Raw genomic sequence first — 24,734 nt, forward strand, 5'->3', positions numbered from 1 at the left:
GCTTTTATAGTTATCTGGGATTTGCAGCTAAACCTGCTGCAACAGCATCTTGTGGGATTTGAACCAACCTTCTCGGGTCATTAACTCCCAGTGTAATTGTATTTAAACCATTGGCTGGAACATGTACAATCGGGATTTTCAGCCTTACAATATCTAACCACCTTAAGCCTTCGTGCATATATTCCTGGCGTTTAAAGTTGATAACTGTCGCCACCAAAGCATCTTTAGCAGATAAGCCTGTAAAAAATGTAGTAGCTTTGGTTTCTGTAAATTTATCGGTAGTTGCAGAATAGCCAATAATCCTTTTAGATAAATAAATATCCAAATCGGCAATGGTTTGGGCATTGTTGCCAAGCATGGCATTGGCTTCGGCCCGGTTAAACAACACCTCTTCGGTAGTTAGTAAAGGTACCATATTGTAGGCATCGCCAAAGTTGGCACTAATGGTCTCTTTTACAAAGTGCTCTCTGAATTTAGGAATATTATAAAATGCTTCGTTTGCACCAAAAATTTTCGCAACCATGGCCAGCGATTTTCCGGTTGGGTTGTTACCCGGATTATACACTGTTGACAATACCCCCGAGCTTAATCCGTAATTGTAAGCACCATAATTTCTTCCCCAATACGAATTTGCTTCCTGTAACAACAAGTTGGCAGGTTCGGTAGAGTTGGAGTACAATGCCTGCAACTCATAAAAACCCAATACATTATAAGTAGTATTCCAGGCCCTTAGGTTATCGGTAATTGTAGCCGCCGGGAAAACAGCATTGGCATTATCGATTACTTTTTGATAATCTCTTTTAAATAAATAAAAGCATGTAGCAAAAGCACGGGCCGCCTGTGTGGTAAAATGATACTTTGGCACCCTGTAGCTATTGTTATTGAGCAGTGGTAATCCTTCGGTTAAATCTTTCTCAATATTGGCATAAACACTTGCTACTGTGCCTCTGGTATAATTACCCTCTACTATTTTTTGTGGCAAGGTAACATACGGAATACCCGGATCGGATGCAGCTGTAGCTGGATCGTAAGCTTTAGCAAACAAGGTAACTAACATAAAGTGTACGTAAGCCCTGGCTACAAGTGCTTCACCCCTGCTGGCCGAATATGCTGGAGTATTGCCGCCTTTATCAATAGCTTCCAAAGCATAATTTGCTGCCGCAATGGCTTTATAGCAAGCATTCCAATAAAATGGAGGGGTATCTACTGAGGTTGCGTCAATCTGATCAATGTAATTCCATGGAGATGAATTGGGTAAAGCCCTGGCTGTTATCCCTTTATCGCCGGCATTATCGCTCATGGCTTCGGTAAAAGGAAGATAACTGCCATGTGGATAGGCATTGGCCAGTAATTCGGCAACTTTAACCGGGCTGTTTAATTCAGTACGGTCGTCTGGCTGATGCTCCAAAAATTTCTTACAACCACCAGATAGTAGTAAGCCTGAGCATGCGATATATATGAATATTTTATTCTTTTTCATTTTCTGTTCAATTTAAATTAGAATCCAACTTTTAGCGAAAGTGTATACTGTTTTGGAATTGGCAAGGCTACACCACCTGAGGCAAAAAACTCAGGATCTTGTCCTTTTAGCTTTTTATCCGAATAGATTAACCAAAAGTTATTGGCAACAGCACTGATTGATGCGTTGTTTGCGCCAATAGTTTTCAGGATTTTTGCAGGTAGTGCATATGAAAGAGATATTTGTTTTAACCTGATAAAACCACCATCAGCAACTCTAGCTGTAGAATAGTTGTAGGTATTGTAAGGATATGTTCCACTTATTTTAGCTGCAGCTTCTATATCCAGAATTGAAGGGATATTGGTTTTCAGCTCATCGCCAGGTAAAGTCCACCTGTCTTTAAATTCGTTCGGCAATGCATCCAAGTCTGAATAAGAAGTGGCAAATATCGGGTTCAGCCTGATTTTATTTCCGGCCGAAAAGGTAAATAACGAACCCAATGTAAAGCCTTTGTAACTTACACTATTATAAAAACCACCTGTTAATTTCGGATCTGTGGGACCTTCATATTTCAGGTATTTGGTTTCTAAACTCTGCATATAAACATTGGTACTTTTCTCACCTTTTTCATTGATAAATTCAGGGATACCAGTATCGTGGTTCAAGCCAGTAAAATCAACTGAATATAGACCCCGGTATGGATAGCCTTGCTGAGGACCACCATCGGCCGCTACCAGGCTAAATATATTTTGTGGGCTTGAGAGTTTAGTTACTTTGTTTCTGTTGTAACCAAAGTTTAAATTACTCTTCCAGTTCCAGTCCTCCGTTTTAATAATTGGTCCGCTTAAGGTTACCTCAATACCTTTCGAATTCATATCAGCATAGTTAGCCGTGGTTAAATACTGCCCACCAATACCCGAAGTTCTTAGTGGACTGATTAAATCGAAACCATTTCTATTGTATACATCAACTGTTAAATTTAACTTATCTTTAAAAAAGCCAAGGTCTACACCAATATTGGTTTCGTATTGTTTTTCCCAGGTTAAATCTCTGTTTTCAATATACTCGATATTCATCACCGATTCGGTTTCGCTGGTATATGGTCTTAATGCACTTCCATTTCTTAAAACCAGCGCCGAGTTTGTAGCGCTACCTAAACTGGCCGTTAAGCCATAAGTAGCCCGTATGGTAGCCCGGTTTAAGATTTTAGTAAGCTTATCGTTATCAAAAAACTTTTCTTTATCAATGTTCCAGGCACCAGAAACGTTCCAGGTTGGCAACCACCTTGCTGTAGCTGAGCTACCCAACTGGTTCGAACCATCGTATCTGCCGGTAGCGTTAAACGAATATTTACCATCGTAAGAGTAAGCAGCCCTTGTCATAAATGCAGCAAAACGGTCGTAACGGTGGTTCATTGAATAATAATTCAGGTTATTAAGTACCGACTGTTTAACAATGTTTGGATCTACAAAAGGTACACCTCCCTTATCGTACTGGTAACCATAACCAATCATGCTTCTGGTCTGGCGGTCGGCCATGCGCATTTCCTGGAAAGCATAAACATTAATGAAATGTTTATCGTTAATGTTCTTATCATATTCTAGTGAGTTCCTAACCATGTACGATTTAAGGAAATCGTCGGTAGTATTATAAAAACCACCGTACGGAAGTACTACAACCGGTTGTAATTCGGGGTGAGCCGGATCGCGGAATAAAAAACGGTTATTATCCTGAATATAAGAATCGCCATTGGCCCTGTAGGCATTGGCCATATTAGCGTTTTCTCTTACTTTATGTTCATTGCCACTTTTCACATAACGCATCGAAGCCAGAAAGTCGTACTTAAAGTTTTTGGTAAATTTATAACCTAAACCTCCCTGAAGTTTAAAATCGAGCATACTCAAATCCAATGAGTTGTTATCCAGCTCATCTAAAATATTGAAATTGGCAAAATTTCTGGTAAAACTTTCGCGGTTTCCGTTTTGATCGAATGCGGTTAAGGTTCTGCTGGTATTTAAAGCATAACTAAATGGATTGATATCGAAGTCCCTCGAATATTTTCCTTCAACCGGGTTACTCACCCTGCCGACAGTTCCGGGTGCTTTTTGGTTACGGATAGACCCTGTAGTAATAAAGTTAAGGGTAAGCTTGTTAGAAAGGTTAAATACAGCGTTTACGTTACCTGTATAACGCTCTACGCTATTACCTACCGCCCAACCGTTATCGTTTAAGTAACTTGTAGAAATATATAACTGCGATTTATCTGTTCCTGATGAAATACTGATACCATGTTCCTGCAACAGCGAGTTTTTAAAAAGTACATCAAACCAATCCGTATTTGCCGTAGCATAACGTGATAAAAATGTATTTCTGGCCTCTGGAGTATTAGCCAATCCAAATGCACCCGATGTTGCATCGTAAGTATTAATCAACTGATACATTTTTGTATACACCCCACCATCGGTAGCCCTTGATGCACTAGAGTGGTTTAACCAACCTTTACGTGCCAACTCCGAATACACCGACATCTGATCGGACGAATTCATGATATTATAATTATCGTAAGTAGGCTTTAAATAAGTAGAAAAGTTACCTGTATAAGAAATTAAAGTTTTACCTACACGCCCCTTTTTAGTAGTAATTACCACCACACCATTCATCGCCCTTGCACCATACTGCGCCGTTGCTGCAGCATCTTTTAAAATATTGAAGCTCTCAATGTCATCGGCATTGATACCGGCAACTGACGATCCGATTAAAGTGCTTACATCACCTGATGATAATTGCTCGTTAGAAATGTTAACCACATCTTCAAGAATTACACCATCAACTACCCAAAGCGGTTTATTTTCGCCTGTAATTGAAGTTGCTCCACGTACGCGGATTTTAGGTGCTGCACCAAAAGTACCCGAAACATTTTGTACCGATACACCTGCTACCCTACCTTCGAGCATCCGGCTTACATCGGTAATACCATCCTGTTTAACATCTGCTCCCTTTAAGGCAGTTGCCGCACCGGTAAATAGTTTTTTATTCAGGTTTTGGTAACCAGTAGAAACAATGTTTACCTCGCCCAGTTCTTTCGAATCTTCTTCAAGGCTCACGTTGATTACTGTTTTACCAGCTACCGATACCTCTACGGTTTTATAACCAACAGATGCAAAAGATAATATAGCATTATCCTTAACGGTAATCTGGTATTCGCCACGCGCGTTAGTTGAAACCGCATTGGTTGCACCTTTTTCGCGTACGCTTACACCTGGCATGGTCGTACCATCCTTTTTATCGCGTACAATACCTTTTATGGTTACCTCTTTTTTCGCATTACTTTTAGGTACCTCAACAACCTTTAAAATTACCTGGTTGCCAACAAGCCTGTAAGAGATATTTTTTTGTTTAAGCTGATCAAGTGATTCTGTTATCGAAGATAACTTAGATGGCACATCGAGCACCATAGTTTTATTGATCTCAGCAGCATCATAAACAAAACTTACTTTATAAGCCTGCTCAATTTTTTTCAGGTAGTTATCCAACCTTTCGGGTTTCCCGCTGGCTTGCCTTGCATCTGCCCTGGCCAAAACTGCCCAAAAGATTGCACATACCAGCAAGGCCAGCTGGCGCAAACTCATTCCAGCATTTCTTTGGTAGAATTTTTTCTCCATAGTTGATTTTAGTTAATTAATTGATTTGTGTGTACGGTGTCTTTAAAGTGATTGTGTCTTTATTTATAGTAATCTTTAATCCATAGGTTTCTTTTAACACAGCTAAAACTTCTGACAAACTGTTGTCTTTAAATGTTGCATTGAACTTTTTAACAAGTGGCTGGTTGGTTTCTAAAAGAATATTCTTTTGATAGTAACGGCTGAGTTGTTTACATACCTCTTCTAAAGGTGTATCTACAAATACAAGTTCGTTGCTTAGCCATGCATCTGCATTTTGCGAAAGCCGGGTGGTAAACTGCCTGTTCGAAATGCTGTAAGATAAAGCCTGCCCGGCCACTAAAATGGATGATGTACCATTGGTGTAAGGCGAAAACAATACCCTGCCGGTTTTCACATCCAGATCGATTTTATTTTGCGAATAATTAATGTTGAATGATGTACCCAGCACTTTAACTTTCGATTGGCCCATTAATACACTGAAAGGACGCTTTGGATCTTTAGCTATTTTAAAAAAAGCCTTGCCCTGGATTAAATAAATCTCACGGGATGATGAGGCAAAGGATTTAGGATATTTAACAGAGGTATTTTCTGCCAGAATAACTTTCGAACCATCAACCAGCAGAATTGAATCTTTTTGGCTTGCTCCAGTTTGTAGGGTAAGGTAAACCTGCTTATTGTTCAGGCTATAAAACCAATACCCGGCTCCGAGCAAAACTAGTGTAGCAGCGATATTGCGAAACCAGATAAAGCCTGTAAAAGGTTTATAAGTATGCTTTTTTAATTCGCGTTTAAAATTGGCTTCCGCCTGCCTGGTATCGATCCTGTTTAAGGAAGTAGATCTTGCAGATAAATCCCATACCCTCGACATTTCACGAAAATATGCTTCATTTTCAGCAGATGCTGACCGGTAAGTATCTATTGCAGCACGGGTAGTTTCATCCTGCGGATTGTTTAAATACCGGACAATTAAATCCAGGTATTCTGATTGGTTAAGCATTTTTAGTTCGTTGGAGTTATAATATAAAGACAAACCAAACCATAAAAACCCCTAAATAAATCTCAAAAAAATAAATATATTTTAAAAAATCCATCTGCAATAGGCTAAAAACAACTTTTTAAATCAAAAAATTAATATAAATAAAGTGCCATTACGGTTAAATAACTTTTCGCTTTTCTATTTAAAGCAGGGTCGTCTATAAATTTGCTTCTTAAAGTTTTAAGTGCATTACCGATATGGTTTTCGACCGTTTTTTCCGATATACTAAGTTCCAATGCTATTTCCCTGTATTTAAAATTATCAAATCTGCTCAGTTTAAATACTTTTTTGCATTGGGCAGGTAGTTTCTCTATTTCATCGCGTAAAATAATGATCATTTCATTTTCTTCATCCAGATCGGTGAAGTACCCATCAGAAAACTCGGCAGCTAATTTTAAATGATGTTGCTCCAGGTTTTTTTGGCGGTTGGCAAAATTAATAGACGCATTTATAATCGAACGGTATAAATATGATTTTACACATTTAACTTCAGTAAGGCTATCAGGAAATTCCCAGATTTTAAGAAAAATATCCTGCACAATTTCCTCAGCTGTATGAATATCGCTAATGTACTTATCACTAGCCAGAATAAGTTTCTGAAAATAAGAAGTGTAGAAACGTGTAAAGGCAGCGCTATGTCCCCTTTCTATTAACGAGATCAAATCCCTTCCTGTTTCTATTTTTGCAGCATCCATTAATACATAATTGCTTCCAACACTTAATACCGAACCAATTATACACAATATTGTGCAATTATTAATACAAGAAATGAATTTTAAACTAACGGATTAGGTTAATATTGGTAATATGGCGATATCATCAGGTACACCACCACACCTGTTATAGCCACGTATAACCATAAAGGGAATGTAATTTTGGCAATTTTCTTATGGCGGTCAAAACGCGCTGCCAATGCCCTTACATAGGTAACCAGAACCAAAGGAATAATAGCAATTGAAAGCAGAATATGCGTTAAAAGAATAAAGAAATAAACATATTTTACTGTTCCATCTCCTCCAAATTTGGTCGATGGGGTAGTCATGTGATAAGCAATATACATTACCAAAAACAATAAAGAACAGCCAATAGCCATCTTCATCAGGTTTTGATGCAACGTAACCTTTCCGTTCTTAATTGCCCAAACAGCTACAACCAGCAAGAGCGCCGTTATACCGTTAATAGTTGCATATATAGGAGGTAAAAAAGGTAGTGCAGGAGCATCAATACCTAAATCTTTCAATTTTACAACAAATAAAAAGGCTACAGCTACAGGAATGAAAATGGATAGGATAATGATCCATTTGTTATATTTTTTCTCAATTGGGCTATTTTCCATGAGTTTTAATTCTCTTTTATATTTTATAATTATTCGATAACCAGATTATAGCATGTGCACTTTGTACTCCGGACTATTTACCTGCCGTCTTTAATATTCCTCAAATACTCGGCTATCAATACTTTGATTTCATCTTCGAGTCTGGCATTGGCCTCTGGATTATCGGCTTCGTAAATACCGCGAATACGATGCAGGTTATCAATGAGTAAAATTTTGTTACTAAAAATGAATGTAGGTTTGGCCCTGGTATCATCTTCAATTACATCGAGTAACAGCCCCTTTTTAATCAGCTGATAAGTTTGAGCTGTATCTCCGGCTACAAAATCCCATTTACCCTCTATTGCTTTAAAACCAGCAGCAAAATCCTTTATCTTACCTTGATCGGCCGGATCTACTGATAAGCTTAGAAATTTAACCAAAGGCTTTTGCTCATAACCATCAGATAGTTGTTTGATGTATTTGCTAGCCCATTGATTGGTGGCTCCTGTGTGGAATAAGTTAAGCACCACAAGCTTATTCTCGAACGATTTCCAGCTAATGGTATCGTTATGCTGGTTAACGAGTTTAAAATTGGGGACTTGATGGTAAATCGTATCCGGAATTTTCTTTCCCTTTACACTGTGGAAGGTGGCAGCCACAACCTTTTCACCATAGATTGGTAAACTCTTATACCTGTTTTTGGCAAAGTGTGGCAATAAGTAAAAAAATAAAAATCCCGGTATAGCTAAAATGCTTACCAGGATTAATACCTTTTTTATAGGACTTCTTTTCATTAATGACTCATCATGTGCAGGTTTAAAAACCCACCTTCTATTAGCATTAAAACAATAAAGTAAATAATGAAAATGAATGAAACAGTAAGTGCAAGTTGCAGGCCTAATTTTTCGAACTTTAAGTGCATAAAATAGGCTACAATATAAAATGCTTTCACTAACGTTAATGCAATGTAGATGTAGTTACCTATATGTTGTGGGATATGACCACCAGGAATTGCCCAAAGTGCAATGATAAATTCAATAGCTGTAATTAGCGATAAAATACCAGCTACTTTCCAGATTTTTGCTTTATTCATGCCTGCATGTTCTCCATGCTCGTGGCCTTCTGTTGTATGTGCGTGTTCTGACATAAAAATATTTTTATAATATGATAAATTAAACCAAATAGAAGAATGTAAATACGAACACCCAAACTAAATCTACGAAGTGCCAGTATAAACCAACTTTCTCAACCATTAAATAGTGACCTCTTCTTTCGAAAGTACCATTAATAGTCATGATCAGAATAATTACATTGATCATTACTCCACTAAATACGTGGAAACCGTGAAAACCTGTAATAGTGAAGAATAAGTTAGCAAATTGCTGTGCAGCAACTAAAGAAACCGGGCCGTCAAATAAGTGTTTCAATTCTTCAGAAGATGGAATTTTGCCCCACCAGAAACCTTCATGGTGTAAGTGAGACCATTCTAAGGCCTGGCAACCCAGGAACATGAAACCACCAATGATAGTAGCTACCATCCACCAGATTACTTCTTTCTTTGCCCTACGGTGGCCAGCCTCAACAGCCATAACCATCGTTACCGAACTAAGAATTAATATAAAAGTCATGATACCCACAAATACTAGTGGTGCACCTGTATCTTTTATACCTGGTATAGATTGAAAAACCAAATCAGGATCTGGCCATGTTAATTTAGAAAAACGCTGAGCGCCGTAGTAGATCAATAATGATGAAAAGGTAAAAGCATCTGATAATAGGAAAAACCACATCATGATTTTACCATATTCTACCGACCACGGAGAACGACCACCATTCCATGGTCCGGTTTTAACTTGATCTAATTGTGATACTGCATTCATTTGGAAATAGTATAATAGTTTGTTAACAAATTTAACGGTTCAAAAGTAAAAAAACATATAGATATATCCATAGGATATCTATAAAATGCCAAAAAATAGAAGCAATTTCCATTCTGTACTGGCTTTTAGCAGCAGGAATATTTTTATAACTGCCAATTAATGCATTAATAATAAAGCCTATACCTGCAATAATGTGCAAAAGGTGCATGCCCGATACTACGTAGATAAAAGAAATTGCGGCGTTGTTACCCACCAGGGTAGCACCAGTTCTTACCATACTGCCCCAGGCATTAAATTGCATTACACCAAAAGTAATGGCCAATATTACAGTAACCCAAAGCAGGTTACGTTGTAAACTGAAATTAAGCTTCTTTAGGGCCCTGGCTGCTAAAAATAAAGTAATACTGCTGGCTAAAATTACCATGCTCGAGTAAATAAATGCATCGGGCAATATTAAGCCATGCCCTTTACCTTTAGATGCGGCAAATACCAGATAGTAACTGGTAAAGCCCCCAAACATAATGGTAGATGATACTACGAATAACCAAACAATAAACTTTCTGGGTTTTGGATCAAATGTATCCTGGATCTTTTCCATTGTGATAACCATCAGTTATTTTGCTATAAAATTTAATAATAAACCCAGCTGTACAGCGGGTATGTAAAAAAACGAGCAGAACATCACGCGCTTGGCGTCAATCATTTCTCTGCTCATTAAAAGTTTAAAAGCTAACCAGCTGAAAATAAATCCGGCAATTAGCGATAAGCCTGCAATATAATAACCACCAAAGCCATAAAAGGTTGGCAGTAAACTTACAGGTATTAAAATCAAAGTACTCAAAAATGTAAGTAGCGCTGTTGCTTTATCACGTTTTTTAGTAGGCAATAACCTGAATCCTGCTTTTTTATAATCATCATCCAGTACCCATGCAATTGCCCAAAAATGTGGGAACTGCCATACAAACTGGATCAGAAACAAAATACCGGCAATGTAATAATCTATTTCATGGAACATTTCGGCTTTTAAGCTACCAAATGCGGCCAGGTAACCAATAAGTGGCGGCAATGCGCCCGGAATAGCACCAACAAAAACTGCTATTGGCGATTTCCGTTTTAATGGTGTGTAAGCAAAAGCATATAATAAAATAGAGAATACCGATAATAAACCAGTTTCTAAATTCAATTTACCCAGCAACCAGGTACCAACAAAAGACATAAACACACCCAAAATCAATCCTTGCCCTGTAGTCATCCTACCTGCAGGCATCGGTCTGTCTTTAGTGCGCGACATCAGCTTATCCAGATCCTTTTCAATAATCTCGTTAAAAGTATTGGCGGCTGCAGTTACCAAAAAACCACCTGCAATTAAAATCAACCAATTTCCCCAATCTATACTGGGAATATGCCCCCTACCTACCTGCATCTTCTGCCCAATCAGAAAAGAGATCGATGCAGAAAACACTACCGTAAACGATAGCCTGAATTTGATGAGTTTAGAAAAATCTGAAATATATTGTTTCAATTCCCTTAAATATTATTGTTTATATGTACTGGTGCGGTAAACCAACAAGTACAGGTAAAACTGTAAACTAAATAGTAGCGTAGAAAACAAAATATGTAATGCCTGTGCTACCGGCGGAAAAGCAATGTATGCCAAAGCTAAACCACTTAATAATTGAATCAAGAGCGTAATTAAAATAAATCTGGCTGTTAACAGTGGGGCTGCTTTACCACTAAAACGGTCGATAACCATTTTATAAACAACACCGTTTGTTACCACCACCAGTATAGCCAGATCACGGTGATAAGAAAACACACTTCCAACCTTCGAAATCCATGTATCTTTAGCACCATAAGCAAGCGACTTTGCAATTACATCAATCGCTTCCCTTACATCAGTACCAATAACTATCTGTACAAGGCTAATGATTAACGTAAAGAACAAAAATCCTTTTAGCCATAATATGCGGTACATAATTACCGAAGGTGCTTTATTGAGCTGCTTGGCGTAATTATAAGTATAAATGGAAATGGCAAGAATAACAAGTGCCAATAACATGTGTACCGTTACTACCCATTGTGCCAGATTAGTTGAAACTACAATAGATCCCAACCAACCCTGATAGCCTACCACAAAAATATTAAGGATGCTTAATACAATAATGCGCTTTGCTGTTTTTCTATAAGTAAAAGAACAAATGGCTGTTAACAGCAAAAAGATACCTGCAGCTACACCCGCCAAACGGTTCAAATATTCGGTCCAGGTTTTTGTTGGATTAAACTCCTCAGGTACGGTAATGCTCTGATCGTGCCTGATGCTATCAGCCAGCGCCACCTTCCCCATACTTTCGAGGTATTTGGCAAATTTCTCGTTTTTCTTAAGTCTGCCAGCAACATATTTTTCTTTGTAGTTGGCTGGAAGCTGCGATACATCAGTAGGTGGAATATAACGATCGAAACATTTTGGCCAATCCGGACAGCCCATGCCAGATCCTGTACTGCGTACAATACCACCGGCAAGTATAACCAATAACGTAACTACGATGGTTATAAGATTAATTTTAATGAAACGTTGTTCTGATCCGCTGACCATATATCTATTAATATGAAAAGGGTATCCGGATAAGCAGAAACTTAATCAGATACCCCTTCTAAATTTTATTTAAAGCTTAAACTAGCCCTTATTTTCTTCAACAGGATTAGCTAATTCCCAATCTTGCTGAATTTTTTCTGCTTCAGCATTTCCTTCAAAATCGTGAGGTAAGTTAGAGCTCATGGTTTGAGAGAAAGGAACCGTTTGCGGAATAAAGTCTGCATCATGTCCAGGTTTACTATAATCGTAAGGCCATCTGTAAACAGTTGGAATTTCTCCCGGCCAGTTACCATGTAAGTGCTCTACTGGTGCAGTCCACTCTAATGTATTGGCTTCCCAAGGATTTTGAGGAGCAACTTTACCTTTAAAGATCGAGTAGAAGAAGTTAAATAAGAACGCAACTTGTGCTAATGCAGCCATAATAGCAGCCCAGGTAACAAATACGTTTACCGTTAACCATTTTTTCATAAACTCGAACTCAGTAAATGCATAGTAACGACGTGGTACCCCATCTAAACCTAAGAAGTGAAGTGGGAAGAATACCAGGTAAGCAGCAATGAAAGTTAACCAGAAGTGTAAGTATCCTAATTTAGCATTCATCATTTTACCGAACATTTTAGGGAACCAGTGATAAACACCTGCAAGCATACCAAAAATTGCTGCTGATCCCATTACCAGGTGGAAGTGGGCAACTACAAAGTAAGTATCGTGTAAGTTAATATCTAAAGATGCATTACCTAAGAAGATACCGGTTAAACCACCAGAGATAAAGAATGATACTAAACCAATAGCAAATAACATGGCTGGAGTAAAACGGATATTACCACGCCATAAAGTAGCCAGGTAGTTAAATGTTTTTACTGCCGATGGTACCGCAATGATTAAGGTAGTGATCATAAATACACCTCCTAATAACGGGTTCATACCGGTAACAAACATATGGTGACCCCATACGATGAACGATAATACGGTAATACCAATTAGTGAATAAACCATTGCATGGTAACCGAAGATTGGTTTACGTGAGTTCACTGAGATTACTTCAGATGAAATACCTAAAGCCGGCATAATTACGATATATACCTCAGGGTGACCTAAGAACCAGAATAAGTGTTGCCATAAAATTGGCGAACCACCTTCGTTTGGTAAAATATCGGTACCCATTACGATATCAGATAAGTAGAAACTTGTTCCGAAACTACGGTCGAATATCATTAACACCACACCTGCAACTAACACAGGGAATGATAAGATACCCAGAATAGCAGTTAAGAAGAATGCCCAGATAGGTAATGGCATTTTCCAAAGATCCATACCTTTAGTACGCATATTTAAGATTGTACTTACATAGTTAATACCACCCATTAATGATGATGCTACGAAAAGTACCATACTGATTAACCACAAGGTCATACCAAGACCCGAACCTGGCATAGCCTTAGCTACAACAGATAATGGCGGATAAACAGTCCATCCACCAGATGCTGGTCCGGTTTGAATAAAGAATGATGACATCATAATCACACAGGCCATAAAGAAGAACCAGTATGAAAGCATGTTTAAGAATGGCGAAGCCATATCTCGTGCACCAATCTGTAAAGGAATTAATAAGTTACTAAATGTACCACTCAATCCGGCTGTTAGTACAAAGAATACCATGATGGTACCGTGAATGGTAACCAATGCCAGATAAAAATCGGGTTTAATACGACCGCCTTCAGCCCATTTACCTAAAAATGTTTCTAAGAAAGGGAAATTCTGATCTGGCCATGCCAATTGAATACGGAATAAAATGGATAAGCCCATTGCTATTACCGCCATAATAATACCGGTAATTAAAAATTGCTTGGCAATCATTTTATGATCCATACTAAAGATATACTTTGAAATCAAAGTCTCTTTATGATGCCCATGATCAGCGTGATCGTGATTGTGTTCGTCGTGTAATGCTATTGTTGACATAATTCGTTCGCTCCTGCTTAATATTATTTATTTAAAGCCATTTGGTTAGTTTTAGCAGCTGCTGAATCTGTAGCTGCTGAATCTGCTACTGCTTTTACAGGTGCAGGTGCCACTGGCAAATTAAATTGTTTTCTTAAATCATCGTTTAAGTATGTTTTCTGTTCAGCTATCCAGGTTTTGTAGTCAGCCTCAGAAACTACACGTACCACTTTTTGCATGTTGTAGTGACCAGCACCGCAAATTTTAGCACAGAAGAAAAGGTACTTAAAGTTAGGATCGTTTGTTTCTTGCTGCATCTCTGCAGTCGTTTTAGTAGGTGTAAACTCAAAGTAAGTTTTCATACCTGGTACAGTATTTAACTGAACCCTGAAATGTGGCATGTAAAAACTGTGAATTACATCTTTACTCGTTAAGATTAACTTAACTGGTTTACCTACCGGAATAACCATTTCATCAGCCATTTCATCATCACGAGAGTTTAGATCTTTAAAATCGATACCCAATGGGTTGGTAGCTGTAGTTAATTTGTAGTTTTTAGTACCTACAACACCATCAGCTCCAGGGTAACGGATAGACCATTTAAACTGCTCAGATGTCACTTCTATTTGTAATGGCTTGTTATTTGGATCTTCAACTTTGAAGAAAATTGATCTCCAGGTTAAGAAACCCATTAACACCAATACTGTTAATACCAATGCCGGAACGATAGTCCAGATTTTCTCGATAGTATTGTTGTGTGGATAATAGTAAGCTTTTCTTTTTGCAGAATATTTGTAGATATAAGAAAATCCGAATAATAAGATGTGTGTTAACACAAACACAATTGTGGTGATGATCAATGTTAAATTGAACATCTCATCTATTTTCTTTCCATGTTCTGATGCTGCATCTGGAAGTAACATTGCACCGTGCACTGTATATTCCCAATATACACCATATAAACCTAACACTAAAAACAAGGCAAATAAACTTGCATGTACCCTGTTCCAGTTAATGCCTACAGGCTTACCTTGTGCTTCGCGGCTTAATTCATATACCCTTATCGATTTACCGATAATTGCAATGAATAAACATACGGCAAGGAAAATCAGTATATAAAATATTACCGATTTATAAACCTCGCCCATATCAACCTTCGGTGCCGCGGCAGCACCTGCTGCTGCATCTTGCGCAAATACGCTAGTGTTTGCAAAAACAGTAAGTAATACTGCTAAAGCTGCGGTCGTTTTATTCGTTATAAACTTTCTTAAACTCATTTTCTTAAAAGTAGTACGCTGTACTGCTAATTATAATAATAACTAAATATTTGCTCTATCTTATCATCATTACAGTTGATGATGCAAACTTTCTTGTAATAATGGGTGATTTTTTGCAATCAAAGGTTTTTTACTCAATGCCGATAAAACGGTAAAGGTAAACAATCCTACGAAACCTACTGCAGTTCCGATCTCAACAATTCCGAAACCGTTGTGGCCATCTTCTACTGCACCTGGCATAATCATTTGGTAGTAATCTACCCAGTGACCTAACAATACCACGATAGAAACGAATAATAATTTGGCATCGGTTCTTTTGTTATCTCTATCCATTAACAATAACACTGGCGCTAAGAAGTTCATTGCAAGGTTTAAGAAAAACCAGAACTTGTAATATTCAAAGCGTTTGAAGAAATACACGGTTTCCTCAGGCATGTTTGCATAGTAGATCAATAAGAACTGAGCAAACCAAACGTAAGTCCAGAAAATAGAGAAACCAAAAATAAACTGACCTAAGTTGTGTAAGTGGCTATTGTTAACCCATTGCATGTAACCAGCTCTTCTTAATAAGATCAGGATAATGGCAATAGTTGCTAAACTGCTTACCCACATTGCTGCGAAGTTATACCAACCGAACATGGTTGAGAACCAGTGTGCCTCTAACGACATCACGGTATCGAAAGCAAAAATTGGTGTTGTAAATCCGTAAATTACTAAGAAGATACAAGCATTTTTGAAGCTTTTTCTGTAAGAATTTAAACCACCCGCTAAATCTTCGTTGTAAGAAAGTTTAACAAAAAGCATCGAAAAAATACTGTAAACACCCAAGAAAACTACCTGACGACCTAAAAAGAAAGGCACATTCAGGAACACCGATTTACCTGCAATGATCGAATCATAATGTGGGCTGTTTGGATCAGTTAATCCTTCAGCGTTCCAGTGGTGGTATAAGTTATGTGTAAATAAACCTGCAGTAATAACTACAACAAGTATTACAGCTGCTATAGGCAAAGTTTTTGCCATAGCCTGTGGCACACGTAAAATAGATGCAGACCAACCAGCCTGCGCTACATATTGAACAGCAAGGAAAAATGTACCCGACATACAAACGCATGCAAAGTAATATGCCATAAGCAACAGGTTGGCAAAAGTACGCTCGTGCATTACTTTATCGCCAGCTAAGAAACCGAAGGCTACAGCTGCAATACCAATAACGATACCAACTATACTTAGGGTTTTTACTTTTCCTGTAAACTCAAACTGTTCACTAAAATTAATATTGTGAGTTCCCATTTATATTCTGCTTTACTTATTGTTGTTTTTGTAATTCCTGAACATACATCACTACTTTCCAACGATCAGTCGGAGAAATTTGTGAAGCATGCGAGCCCATATTATTTACACCGTAGGTAATGGTGTGGTAGATTTTACCAGCGGTAAGCGCTTTCATATCTCCACCTCTTGATGAACTTCCAGAGAAGTACGAAGGTACACCACTAAATTTCTCAATTTTAACCAGGTGTCCTTGTCCGTCTCCTTTTGTTCCGTGGCACGGGCTACAGAAAACGTCGAACAAATGCTGGCCCTGAGCTAAATTTAAAGTATCAACAGGTAAAGGGTTAACCATGCTCACACCTGCTGCCTGATATCCTTCAAGGGTATTAGGAAACTCATCATACTCGGTAAAACCTACCGGTTTAGTATGTGCTGGTGGCAATTGTGCCGTTTTACCATCTTTAAAATTCTTGTTTGGCTGATCCGGATTGTAAGCAATCGGATCATACATGTTTCTGGCATATTCTAAGCCAGTACTGCGTTTATCTTTACAAGCAGAAAAGGTAGCTGCAAAAGCGATAGCTAAAAACGCCGTGTAAACAAATTTATTCTTATTCATAGCTAATGTACTTCCTTTCATTATACTTTACTTCTAAAGCACCTGCATCTTTTAATAATCCATCAATTACAGTATGTGCCGTGTTATCTTTTGCATCAACTGCAATTACAAAACGATCATCAGTAGCACGTAAATCCATCACTCTTGGTGCTCTTCCTGGAAATAAGTGTGTAGAAGCATAGTAAGTTAACACCATACCGAAAGCACAGAATAATACTGTAAGCTCGAACATTATCGGAATAAAATCCGGCAATGCAAATGATGGTTTACCACCTATGTTTACTCTCCAATCGATAACTGCGCAGAAATAAATCAAAGCGAATGCACAGCAAGTACCGGTAATACCAAAGCAAAATGCCGCGATATCGATTCTAGATCTTTTAATTCCTAATTTGGCTTCTATTCCGTGTATAGGCATTGGGGTATATACATCATGGATACTGATGTTATTTTCCTGAAGCTTTTCGATGCCATGCATCATTTCGTCAGGATCGCCAAAGCTGCCTAAAATATATTTGATATCACTCATTGTTATATTTTTGCGTAATCTTCTTGTTTAACACTATCAAATTTTTCTAAAGACTCTACGTACTCAGCAACGTATTCTTTATTCTCATGCCCTTCTTTAATCTGTTTCATTTTAGCTTGCTCACTTGCAGATTTTAATAATAATTTAACCTCTGCGATAGCGATTGATGGCAATACCCTTAAGAACAATAAGAATAAGGTAAAGAATAGTCCGATCGAACCAACGAATACACTGATATCAACCCAGGTTGGATAGAACATAGCCCAGCTCGATGGAATATAATCGCGGTGTAATGAAGTAACGATAATTACGAAACGCTCAAACCACATACCTACGTTTACTACGATTGATAAAATCCAGGTAGCTTTAATGCTTAAACGGATCTTTTTGAACCATAACAATTGTGGAGAGATTACGTTACAAGTCATCATCATCCAGTAAGACCACCAGTATGGACCAGTAGATCTGTTGATGAAGGCATACTGCTCGTACTCTGAACCTGAATACCAGGCAATGAAGAACTCAGTTAAATAAGCAACACCTACAATTGATCCGGTTAGGATGATGATTTTATTCATCGACTCGATGTGGAACATGGTGATATAATTCTCTAAGCCCAATACTTTACGTGCAACTAATAATAAGGTTAACACCATCGCGAAGCCCGAGAAAATCGCACCCGCTACGAAGTATGGAGGGAAGATGGTAGTGTGCCATCCTGGAATTACCGAAGTTGCAAAGTCCATTGATACAATGGTGTGTACCGAAAGTACAAGTGGTGTAGAAATACCTGCTAAGATTAACGACACAGCTTCGAAACGTTGCCATGTTTTAACACTTCCACTCCATCCAAAAGAGAAGATAGAATAGATTTTTCTACGTGTGCCCACTGCACGGTCGCGAATGGTAGCAATATCTGGTAATAAACCTGTATACCAAAATAATAATGATACAGAGAAATAAGTTGAGATTGCAAACATATCCCATACCAATGGTGAGTTAAAGTTCACCCAAAGTGAACCAAACTGGTTTGGTAAAGGTAAAACCCAATAAGCTAACCATGGACGTCCCATGTGCGATACTACGTAAGTTGCGGCACAGATTACGGCGAAGATCGTCATCGCCTCTGCCGAACGGTTAATTGAGTTACGCCAGTTCTGACGGAAAAGTAATAGTACAGCCGAGATTAGTGTTCCGGCGTGACCAATACCTACCCACCATACGAAACCGGTGATATCCCAAGCCCAACCTACTGTTTTATTTAAACCCCATGCTCCGATACCGTTCCAGAAGGTGTAACTTACAGCTACTACCCAAAGTAAAGCACCTAATGAGGCAACGATGAAACCAATCCACCAAGCTTTGTTTGGCTTATTTTCTACTGGCATCAAAATATCGTCCGTAATTTTTGCATACGTGATATTATCGCCGGTAATTAATGGTTCTCTAAGTATTGATTCGTTATGTCCTGACATAATTTGTATTTTCTTTATACTAAAGCTTACGCTTGTACTGTTGTATCTGTATTTCTAATTTTTGTCATGTAGCCGATACCTGGTTTCACATTGATTTCTTCTAATACGTAGTAGATACGCTCAGAACGTAATGCTTTTGAAACCTCTGAATTTGGATCGTTTGCATCACCAAATACGATTGCATTTGCTGAACAAGCTTCCTGACAAGCCATTTTAATATCGCCATCTTTTAATGGACGTTTCTCCAGTTTAGCTTGTAATTTGCCACCTTGTATACGTTGGATACACATAGAGCATTTTTCCATAACCCCTCTTGAACGTGTAGTTACATCAGGATTTAAAACCAATTGGGTAAACTCGTTATTTAAATAGTTATCGAAACGAGAATCGTTCCAGTAGTTGAACCAGTTGAAACGACGTACTTTGTATGGACAGTTGTTTGCACAGTAACGTGTACCTACGCAACGATTATAAGCCATGTGGTTTAAACCATCACTTGAGTGTACTGTTGCCAATACCGGACATACAGTTTCGCAAGGTGCGTGGTCACAGTGTTGGCACAACATTGGTTGGTGAACAACTGAAACGTGATCTAAGTCTTCTAATTTTGCAATTTCTTTCTCTCTCGTTACATCACCATCTTTGGTTTCATAGCTATAGTAACGGTCGATACGGATCCAGTGCATTTCACGACGACGGCGAACCTCATCACGACCTACAACAGGAATGTTGTTTTCTACGTTACAGGCAACAACACAAGAACCACAACCAGTACAAGCATTCAAATCGATTGCCATAACCCAGTTGTTACCTGGTTTTTCATATTGATCCCAAAGATCGTAGTCTTTGTGCTCACCTTTTTCGTTACCAGCACCAGCATTTTTTAAGTACTCCTTAAAAGTAGCTTCTTTAATTACTGCACGGCCCTCGAAAGAGTGGTGAGTTTGTGTTTGAGCCAGTTCGTAGTAAGCGCCTGTTGGGGTAATGGTTACCGAAGTAGCATATTGCATTGTTCCGTTAACAAAAGAAACAAAAGGGAAAGCATTTTTACCTACATCGTTACCAGCTTTACCAGTTTTGGTACGGCCGTAACCTAATGCGATAGATGCAGTTCCTTGTGCTTGTCCTGGTTGGATCAATACTGGAAGATCTACTGAATATCCGTTGCTACCTTTTATAGTTACAACATCAAATTCTTTAACCTTTAATTTTTCTGCGAATTTTGGAGCAATGGCAACAAAGTTATCCCAGGTTACTTTAGAAACCGGATCAGGTAACTCTTGTAAGAATGCGTTGTTTGCATTTTTACCATCACGCATTGGGATGTTTTCGTAAACCTGTAACTCTACTTCTTTTGCCAAAGCTTTGCTGCTGTTGGTAATTGAAGTTGCTACTGCTGCTAATGATAAAGTGAAGCTATAAGCTGCTGCAGTTTTTGCTTGCGTTGTAACTACACCTTTTTCTAACACCTCTTCCCATTTCAAACCTGCAGCTGGTAATACTTTAGCTTCCCAATTGCTGCGTACAAACTGATAGTAATCTTTAACAGGAGCATCAGCCCAGGTTAATAAACTCTCTTCTGCCTGACGGCTATTGAAAACCGGGTTGATGGTTGGCTGAACGATAGAATAGTATCCTTCGTAAGCATTGGCATCACCCCATGATTCTAAGTAGTTGTGGTTAATGGCAATTGCATCGCAAAGCGTAGCTGTTTCATCAGCACGGTCTGAGAATGAAATTTTTGCCGGAACTTTAGCTAAAGCATCAGTAAATGCTTTTGCATTTGCTGCATCGTAAGCCGGGTTGCTGTTTAAGAATAAAACTGCACCAACTTCGCCACGTCCCATTTCAGCAACTAAGCCATTAAATTCGGCATCGTTACCTGCATATAAGAAACAAGGGTTATCTAAATCGATAGTAGTACCATAACTTCCGATAGCGGCGTTAATGGCATTTACTAAAATTTGTGTAGAAACATCGTTCGAACCGCAAACTACTAAACCTTTACCTTTATTCTGTAATAATTCTTTAGCAACTAATTTAATTACTTTATCAGCAGTTGCATTGTTACCTAACGTTCCACCTGGTAAAGCACTTCCTGTAATTGCATTGTATAAAGCAATTAAAGCAGGTCCTTCTTCCGATAATTTAACCGGAACACGGGTATCGGCATTGGTACCGGTTAAGCTCATTCCACCTTCGAACTGAATGTGGCGGCTCATTTTCTTATTTTCTAACGATTTATAGTTACGGTTAGCAGTGTATTGTGAAGTAAACTCTTCACCACTGATCCACGTACCTAAGAAATCGGCACTGAAACTTACAATTAAATCGGCTTTATCGAAGTTATACTTTGGTAAAACGGCTTTACCAAAACTGTTTTGGTTAGCCTGAATAATACCTGTATAAGAAACAGCATCGTATTGAACCAGTTTAGCAGCAGGATATTTGGCAACAAAAGCTGCAATAACTGCATTAGTAGACAGGCTGTTTACTGTTGATGCAACGATACGGATTTTTTTACCTGAAGACTGTGCTTTTGCCAACTCGCCTTTTACAAAGCTGTCGATTTTTGCCCAAGTAGTTTCTTCAGTCTGACCACCTTTTACTAAAGCTGGTGCTTTTAGTTTAGATACATCGTATAAATCTAAAACCGAAGCTTGCGCTCTTGCATCCGTACCGCAATTGTATAAACCTGCATTTGGATTCGGTTCAATTTTAATTGGACGCCCCTCTCTTGTTTTAACTAAAATACTCTGGCCGTTGAAGCTGGAAGTATAAAAGTTAGGAATACCAGGTGTAACCTCTTCTGGTTTTACCAGATAAGGGATTGATTTTTTTAACGGTGTACTTTGGCAGGCAGCTAATGTAACCGCACCTAAACCAAAGCCTAACGCCTTTAAAAAGTCGCGGCGTGGGGTAACGGTACTTAACCCTGCTTCATTTAAAACATCTTCTATTGGAAGTGGCTCGGCGAATTCGTTTTTGTTATTTTTAACAAAATCGGGTGTATTGTTATACTCCTCTAAGCCTTTCCAGTATTTTTTGTTGCTTTCCATTTAAGCTATATTACTGTTTATTCGAATGTTCTTACTAAACTCTAATCTATTAATAGTGGCACTTACCACACTCTAAACCACCCAATAAAGCTGGTGTAATTTTCTCGCCTTTTTTAATTTTCTCGTGCGCTTCGATAACCTTAGCGTAGAAAGCATTGTTTTTCTGACCAGAAATATCTGTTTCTTTATGGCAGTTAATACACCATTTCATGGTTAACGGAGAATATTGATAAATTTCTTCCATTGTATTAACCGGACCGTGACAAGCGAAACAAACAGGCTCAGTTGGCTGTAATCCTTTTGCTTTACGAATTGCATCTTCTGCAACTACCACGTGTTGAGAGTGGTTGAAGTAAGCAAAATCAGGTAGATTGTGTACACGTACCCACTCCATTGGCTTCGATTTACTCTCATCGTATTTCTGTGTTTCAGGATCGTATCCTAAAGCACTGTAGATTTTCTTGATCTCAGGAGAAATCTCACCATCATATTTATCTCTTGCCTGTACCGCTTTGTGGCAGTTCATACAAACGTTTAATGATGGAATAGATGCATTTTTAGATTTAAATGCTCCGGAGTGGCAATACTGACAATCGATCTGATTGATACCTGCGTGCAACTCGTGAGAGAATTTAATTGGCTGAACTGGTTGATATCCAGTGTGAACACCGGTTTCCCACATACCCATCCAACCGAAAGAACCTAAGCAGATAATTAAACACAAGATAAAGAACATCACAAATTTCTTGTTTTTGAACATCTTGCGCACACCTACTTTTAATGGCACATCTTCTTCAATTTCGATACCTTGTTTTTGTAAAATCAAACGCTCAAGTAATTTACTTGCACGACCTAAAATTACAAGGATAACAATAGCTACAATTACAATGGCAACAATACCCGCAATTGATAAACCTGAAGTAGATTCGTCTTTTGCAGCAACTGCTCCACCTGCTGGAGTAGCAGCTTTAGGCTCGCCTTCTTTAATGTAAGCTAAGATATCTTTTACTTTTGCTTCATCTAACTCAGGGAAAGTAGTCATTGGTACTTTACCATTATCGTTAAATAGTTTAACAGCTGCCGGATCACCTGCAGCAATCATTGCCGCGTTGTTCGGAATCCATTTTAACAGGAACGCTTCAGGGTGACGATCACTTACTCCCGTTAATGCCGGACCAACAACTTTGTGATCTAACGCGTGACACGAAGAACATTTTGCTTTGAAAAGCGTTCTTCCTTCTTTAGCATCCTGCGCATTTACGGTAGAAACCGCTATTACGGAAATTGCTGAAAACACGAATAACGACTTCCAAACGCTTTTTAAAATCATCGAGATATCTCTCATAATGAACACTTTATACTTATTTAATTTACTTTTTGTTGTGAAATTGATGCTTGAACCCAGATAGCCCCATCAAAACTTGAACAAAAGTATAACTTATTAATAAATCCCATGACATAATAGTGACTGGAAATACAATTTATAATCATTCTAAACAAATGTCGATTTGAGCCATTCAGGCAATAAAAATGCCCATTTTCGATGCATTATCTTAAATGGGCATACCAAAAACCAATTTGGTTTATTTATTTCTTGCAATTATTGTTTTAATATCCACGCAAACATTAACGGTGCTACAATTGTTGCATCGCTTTCTACAATAAATTTAGGTGTGTGGATATCCAGTTTACCCCAGGTAATCTTTTCGTTCGGCACTGCACCCGAATATGATCCGTAAGAAGTGGTCGAATCTGAAATCTGACAGAAGTAGCTCCAGAACGGAATATTTTCCATTTCCATATCCTGGTATAACATCGGCACTACACAAATCGGGAAATCGCCCGCTATACCGCCACCAATCTGGAAGAAACCAATTCCTTTGCCGTCACTGTTGGCAATATACCAATCAGCCAGCCAACCCATATATTCAATACCACTTTTCATGGTAGTTGCCTTCAATTCATTTTTCATTACATACGAGGCGAAAATGTTACCCATGGTAGAATCTTCCCATCCTGGTACCACAATTGGTAAATTCTTTTCAGCAGCTGCAAGCATCCATGAGTTTTTAGGGTCAATTTCATAGTATTGTTCCAAATCGCCGCTTAACAGCATTTTGTACATAAACTCATGAGGAAAATATCTTTCACCTGCTGTATCTGCATCTTTCCAGATTTTGTGGATGTGCTTTTGCAAACGACGGAAAGCTTCTTCTTCCGGAATACAGGTATCGGTAACGCGGTTGTAATGGTTTTCTAATAAGTCCCACTCATCCTGCGGACTTAAATCGCGGTAATTTGGTACACGTTTATAGTGTGAATGTGCAACCAGGTTCATAATATCTTCTTCAAGGTTGGCACCAGTACAAGAAATAATGGCCACTTTATCCTGGCGGATCATTTCTGCAAGTGAAATACCCAATTCTGCAGTACTCATTGCACCGGCAAGTGTGATCATCATTTTACCACCCTCATCTAAATGCGTTTCGTATCCTTTAGCCGCATCCATCATTGCCGCAGCATTAAAATGGAGATAATTGCGCTCCATAAACTGAGATATTGGTCCTCTAGTATTGCTCATTTCGTTTTGTATTGTTTGCCGCAAAAATAGGTA

At 38.5% G+C, this 24,734-nt stretch carries 20 protein-coding genes; all 20 read right to left on the reverse strand.

The window, feature by feature from the left end; translation table 11 throughout:
- Positions 1 to 10 precede the first annotated feature (10 nt).
- Complete coding sequence (locus DBR40_RS14740) at positions 11 to 1,480, reverse strand: RagB/SusD family nutrient uptake outer membrane protein (protein WP_124560520.1); 1,470 nt, start codon at positions 1,478 to 1,480, stop codon at positions 11 to 13.
- 17 nt (positions 1,481 to 1,497) lie between these two features.
- Complete coding sequence (locus DBR40_RS14745) at positions 1,498 to 5,121, reverse strand: SusC/RagA family TonB-linked outer membrane protein (protein ID WP_124560521.1); 3,624 nt, start codon at positions 5,119 to 5,121, stop codon at positions 1,498 to 1,500.
- A gap of 16 nt (positions 5,122 to 5,137) precedes the next feature.
- On the reverse strand, positions 5,138 to 6,118 hold the full coding sequence (locus tag DBR40_RS14750; RefSeq protein ID WP_124560522.1) for a FecR family protein: 981 nt from the start codon (positions 6,116 to 6,118) through the stop codon (positions 5,138 to 5,140).
- Between the two features lie 131 nt (positions 6,119 to 6,249).
- The gene (locus tag DBR40_RS14755; RefSeq protein WP_233603899.1) at positions 6,250 to 6,900 is read right to left on the reverse strand and encodes an RNA polymerase sigma-70 factor; all 651 of its coding nucleotides are present in this window, start codon (positions 6,898 to 6,900) and stop codon (positions 6,250 to 6,252) included.
- 50 nt (positions 6,901 to 6,950) lie between these two features.
- The gene (locus DBR40_RS14760) at positions 6,951 to 7,493 is read right to left on the reverse strand and encodes a DUF420 domain-containing protein (RefSeq protein WP_124560523.1); all 543 of its coding nucleotides are present in this window, start codon (positions 7,491 to 7,493) and stop codon (positions 6,951 to 6,953) included.
- A 77-nt stretch (positions 7,494 to 7,570) separates the two neighbouring features.
- Positions 7,571 to 8,266, reverse strand: coding sequence for an SCO family protein (locus tag DBR40_RS14765; protein WP_124560524.1), 696 nt, complete (start codon positions 8,264 to 8,266; stop codon positions 7,571 to 7,573).
- Positions 8,266 to 8,619 (reverse strand): cytochrome C oxidase subunit IV family protein, encoded by a 354-nt coding sequence (locus DBR40_RS14770; RefSeq protein WP_124560525.1) that lies wholly within the window; start codon positions 8,617 to 8,619, stop codon positions 8,266 to 8,268. Before DBR40_RS14770 ends, DBR40_RS14765 begins: the two co-directional genes overlap by 1 nt.
- A 25-nt stretch (positions 8,620 to 8,644) precedes the next feature.
- A complete protein-coding gene (locus DBR40_RS14775) occupies positions 8,645 to 9,352 on the reverse strand; it encodes a cytochrome c oxidase subunit 3 (protein WP_124560526.1) in 708 nt (235 codons plus the stop codon).
- A gap of 31 nt (positions 9,353 to 9,383) precedes the next feature.
- The gene (locus tag DBR40_RS14780) at positions 9,384 to 9,950 is read right to left on the reverse strand and encodes a heme-copper oxidase subunit III (protein WP_124560527.1); all 567 of its coding nucleotides are present in this window, start codon (positions 9,948 to 9,950) and stop codon (positions 9,384 to 9,386) included.
- 15 nt (positions 9,951 to 9,965) lie between these two features.
- Positions 9,966 to 10,874: a heme o synthase gene (gene cyoE, locus DBR40_RS14785; protein ID WP_124560528.1), complete on the reverse strand. Its 909-nt coding sequence runs from the start codon at positions 10,872 to 10,874 to the stop codon at positions 9,966 to 9,968.
- A 12-nt stretch (positions 10,875 to 10,886) separates the two neighbouring features.
- The gene (locus tag DBR40_RS14790; protein WP_124560529.1) at positions 10,887 to 11,945 is read right to left on the reverse strand and encodes a COX15/CtaA family protein; all 1,059 of its coding nucleotides are present in this window, start codon (positions 11,943 to 11,945) and stop codon (positions 10,887 to 10,889) included.
- 81 nt (positions 11,946 to 12,026) lie between these two features.
- The gene (locus DBR40_RS14795) at positions 12,027 to 13,814 is read right to left on the reverse strand and encodes a cbb3-type cytochrome c oxidase subunit I (RefSeq protein WP_124560530.1); all 1,788 of its coding nucleotides are present in this window, start codon (positions 13,812 to 13,814) and stop codon (positions 12,027 to 12,029) included.
- Between the two features lie 116 nt (positions 13,815 to 13,930).
- A complete protein-coding gene (locus DBR40_RS14800; protein ID WP_124560531.1) occupies positions 13,931 to 15,163 on the reverse strand; it encodes a cytochrome c oxidase subunit II in 1,233 nt (410 codons plus the stop codon).
- A gap of 69 nt (positions 15,164 to 15,232) precedes the next feature.
- Positions 15,233 to 16,456 carry a quinol:cytochrome C oxidoreductase gene (locus tag DBR40_RS14805; protein WP_124560532.1) on the reverse strand — a complete coding sequence of 408 codons (1,224 nt, stop codon included), beginning with the start codon at positions 16,454 to 16,456 and terminating at the stop codon, positions 15,233 to 15,235.
- A 16-nt stretch (positions 16,457 to 16,472) separates the two neighbouring features.
- On the reverse strand, positions 16,473 to 17,078 hold the full coding sequence (locus tag DBR40_RS14810; RefSeq protein WP_124560533.1) for a c-type cytochrome: 606 nt from the start codon (positions 17,076 to 17,078) through the stop codon (positions 16,473 to 16,475).
- The gene (locus tag DBR40_RS14815; protein WP_124560534.1) at positions 17,050 to 17,586 is read right to left on the reverse strand and encodes a DUF3341 domain-containing protein; all 537 of its coding nucleotides are present in this window, start codon (positions 17,584 to 17,586) and stop codon (positions 17,050 to 17,052) included. Before DBR40_RS14815 ends, DBR40_RS14810 begins: the two co-directional genes overlap by 29 nt.
- A gap of 2 nt (positions 17,587 to 17,588) precedes the next feature.
- Complete coding sequence (gene nrfD, locus DBR40_RS14820) at positions 17,589 to 19,061, reverse strand: NrfD/PsrC family molybdoenzyme membrane anchor subunit (protein ID WP_124560535.1); 1,473 nt, start codon at positions 19,059 to 19,061, stop codon at positions 17,589 to 17,591.
- A 26-nt stretch (positions 19,062 to 19,087) separates the two neighbouring features.
- On the reverse strand, positions 19,088 to 22,120 hold the full coding sequence (locus DBR40_RS14825; protein ID WP_124560536.1) for a TAT-variant-translocated molybdopterin oxidoreductase: 3,033 nt from the start codon (positions 22,118 to 22,120) through the stop codon (positions 19,088 to 19,090).
- 49 nt (positions 22,121 to 22,169) lie between these two features.
- On the reverse strand, positions 22,170 to 23,465 hold the full coding sequence (locus tag DBR40_RS14830; protein WP_124560537.1) for a c-type cytochrome: 1,296 nt from the start codon (positions 23,463 to 23,465) through the stop codon (positions 22,170 to 22,172).
- A gap of 255 nt (positions 23,466 to 23,720) precedes the next feature.
- Positions 23,721 to 24,701 carry a deoxyhypusine synthase family protein gene (locus DBR40_RS14835; RefSeq protein WP_124560538.1) on the reverse strand — a complete coding sequence of 327 codons (981 nt, stop codon included), beginning with the start codon at positions 24,699 to 24,701 and terminating at the stop codon, positions 23,721 to 23,723.
- Positions 24,702 to 24,734: the final 33 nt, after the last annotated feature.

Origin of the sequence: Pedobacter sp. KBW01 (assembly GCF_003852395.1) — a bacterium.
Lineage (GTDB): Bacteria > Bacteroidota > Bacteroidia > Sphingobacteriales > Sphingobacteriaceae > Pedobacter.